Annotated in this window: 3 protein-coding genes and 1 pseudogene; all 4 read right to left on the reverse strand. The window is 45.1% G+C overall.

From position 1 onward, the window contains the following. Positions 1–152 precede the first annotated feature (152 nt). Complete coding sequence (locus tag WBA23_RS25720; RefSeq protein WP_424585142.1) at positions 153–875, reverse strand: LytR/AlgR family response regulator transcription factor; 723 nt, start codon at positions 873–875, stop codon at positions 153–155. Positions 876–921: 46 nt separating this feature from the next. Continuing rightward, positions 922–1,689 carry a prolyl oligopeptidase family serine peptidase gene (locus WBA23_RS25725; protein ID WP_424585144.1) on the reverse strand — a complete coding sequence of 256 codons (768 nt, stop codon included), beginning with the start codon at positions 1,687–1,689 and terminating at the stop codon, positions 922–924. A 105-nt stretch (positions 1,690–1,794) separates the two neighbouring features. Then, positions 1,795–2,871: pseudogene (locus WBA23_RS25730) on the reverse strand (hypothetical protein); the annotation flags it as partial. 15 nt (positions 2,872–2,886) lie between these two features. After that, a complete protein-coding gene (locus WBA23_RS25735) occupies positions 2,887–3,081 on the reverse strand; it encodes a hypothetical protein (protein WP_424585143.1) in 195 nt (64 codons plus the stop codon). Between the last annotated feature and the right edge of the window lie 255 nt (positions 3,082–3,336).

Raw genomic sequence — 3,336 nt, forward strand, 5'->3', positions numbered from 1 at the left:
CCGTAGTGACGGGCAATCATCCGCAGGCAAGTGGCCCCACAGTCTACTGAATCTAGTTGTTTATATACAGGAAACTTCATACGCTTCACATCATTCCAAACTACAAAATAAACGGAATAATTATAAAAATAAAAGTATTAGTTATATAAAAGCTATATACTGTTACTACTCATTTGTCGGATAACGGATCGGTAGGTTTTGCCAATAGGAATAGGTTCAGGACGATATTCCATCATGATAGATGAGGAGTTTATCTCTTTTATATGGCTCCGATTGACCAGATAGCGTTTATGTACCCGGTGAAAACCGTAGGGTTGCAGTACGCTTTCCATATGGGTCATGGTTTCAGTCACCAGTAAGGGAGTATCTAAACGGGTATGAATTTGAACCGTATGCCCGTTGGAGGCTACCCAAAGGATGGTGGTAGGATTGATTTGCAGGTGCTTACTGTTTTGCCGGACAAACAATCCAATATTGCTAGGAGAAGATACTGGTGTAATGCCTGCATGACCATTAACCCGCACTTTTTCTAAGGCGGTAAGAAACCGATCAAAACCAAAGGGTTTTAACAAGTAGTCACTGATGTTAAGATCGAAGCCCTGAATAGCATACTGGTTAAAAGCGGAGATGATAATGAAAGCTGGTATTGTGGTTCCTTGTTTCTGCTTGACGATGTGAATAAAATCCAGTCCGCTAATATCCTGCATTTGCACGTCAACGAGTACCACATCTATCGTGTTTTCCCCCAAGAAATCAAGCGCAGCTAAGGGTGAAGTGAACGTAGCAATGAGGTTGACCCAAGCGACTTTAGCGGCATACTTTTCAATAGTACTTAGGGCGGAGGCATTGTCGTCTATTGCGATCAGATTCAGCATCGTATCTATTTTTGGTTTGTCTATTTGTTATGAGGAACAGCAAGCACTACTGACCCGGTACATCATCCGATAGATTAGCACCTAATTGCCACCAGAAAAAGGTCAGCTTATCGGCAAGTTGATGTATGAACTCCTCGGAACTTATAGCTCCGTGTCCCCCTTCATAGATTCTAAGCAGCGTAGGTTCTTCATTCGTTCGGATCGTTTGCAATTTGGCGGCGTACTTCGCCGGTTCCCATGTTTCTACCCGCGTATCCCCTTCCCCACCCGTCAGCAGTACGGCTGGATAGTCTTTATCGGCAAGATGAAGATAGGGGTCAGCTTGGTACAGGTAGCCAAATTCTACCGAGTCTTCAGGATTGCCAAACTCATCGTAGTGTACATCTCCGTCGGAAGAAACAGCCAATCGGGTAGGATTCAGAAAAGGATACTCCAGCATTGCCGCCCCAAAGAGTTCTGGCTGTTCGTTCAAGGCCATCCCCACCGCTATTCCTCCGGCACTCCCCCCACTAACACCCAAACAAGCCGTTGAGGTATATTCGTTTTGAAGTAGATATTCCGCGCAGGCAACCAAATCCTTCCAAGAGTTCGGTTTCTGAGCTTTTCGCCCTTGGGTATGCCGGTTCGGGCCTTTCTCTCCACCTCCTCGTACATGGGCTTTAGCGATAATTCCCCCGCGCTGGTACCAAGGAAATAAATTGGTCTCTAAGTCAGGCTCTAGTGAGATCCCATACGCCCCGTAGGCTTCTAAAATGATCGGATTGTCACCCGTAAGTTCGGTCCCTTTCTGGTAGATAATCGTAAGCGGTACCATCACCGAATCATGTGAGGGAACAAGTACTTCTTCTACAACTAACGTAGGCCCATCCTCTGGTATTCCTTTCGGACGAATAGGAGTCCTATGAACGGTATCGCTTATTGGGTCATAGTAATAGATACTATATTCTTGGTTCCAACTAGAAAGACCAAAGTAGATGCCTTGTCCGTGAACTTTAGTCTGATACGCTTCCGCCGTCAGGGTAATGTCTCCAGCAAAAGGGAGCAGAATACGATCGGGGTGCCCTTCCCTTAGTAGCCACAGCTCACTGATTCCATTGCGGACAACTTCCATATATAGCCCCTCGGTGCGTACTTCTATCTCGCTGATGTAGCCTTGCGTTTCCGTATAAAGTACCTGCATCTTTTGCAAGTTATCTAACGGTAGTTGGATCACCTGACTGGCTGAGTCCCTGGTGCTAATCAGCAGATAAGCAAACTGCTCATCAAACAGCGCATTGACAATAAACTCGTCGGGAACAAGTTGCTGCCAGGGATCTTCGGAAGTGTTAGGGGCGAGAATATCAGTCAGGGGGGCTACATAGTAATCCAGGTACTGTGAAATACCGTGGGCTACGGAACAGCGTACCGTGGCACTGTCGGGTAGCACTTGAATAGTTGGGAAATCGCCTGTCTGATAAGCGAGACTTTCAAAGCCATTCTGACGCAAGATAATACGGTCGGTTTGTGTCTCAGTACCCAGATGGTGTAGTTTCACCTGAACGTGATCAAACCAATTGGTAGAGTCATTAGGTACATCCAACTGGGTATAAAAAAAAGCACGACTAGTGGGTAGCCAAAAAGGGAAATACGAGAGACTCGCATCGATAACTTCTGCAGTAAATTGACTTGCCTCACGATCAAACACGCGTATTTCCATCCAATCACTGCCGTCAGCAAAACCACACACCGCGATATAACGATTATCCGGCGAAGGATTAATGCTTTCAATACTGTAGTGGCTATTGTCGCTATCTATAATGTCACTGGTTCCAAACAAGACGGTTCCTGAATCTAGTGGATGCCGGTATAGTAGCACTTGCTGCTCATCGGTTGCCACCAAATGACGGATGGTGTAGCTAACCGCCTCATTATCTACGGGAACAGAAGCCCGAATAGCGGTTTGATCGGACCATTGGTTAATTTCTTGCTGAAATGTTTTGTGGATTGGTTGTTGGGATAATACCTGCTTAGCCTATTGATTCTTTTGATCAATCCAAGCCTGCGTTTCGTCACTAGCCAAATTTTCTAGCCCCCGAAAGGGATCATGAATTATTTTCGCAAACACCGTATCGGTGACTGCCAGCGACTTGGGGGGTACAAGCGTATCGGATGACTGACCAGACACGAAATGACAGTTAAAAAGAAGAATCCAAATAAAATGTTTCATGAATTGAATAGGTTATTAAGAGGCCAGTGCCCATGATTTTTCTTCGCTGGAACTAATGGTCAAATCGACCCGATAAATATCATTCTGTTGCTCAATCTTGAGCATATGTTCGGAGCCATAAAAAGCATCTAGTGTTACTTCAACTTAATTTTGACGATTATATTCAGGTAGTTAATTTTGCAGAAAAAGGATTATGCCTGCAAAAATATATCGAGTGCACCTGAGCGAAGAAGAAAGGGTTCAACTTCAAGGTTT

The organism is Tunicatimonas sp., assembly GCF_049647865.1.
Classification (GTDB): domain Bacteria; phylum Bacteroidota; class Bacteroidia; order Cytophagales; family Cyclobacteriaceae; genus Tunicatimonas.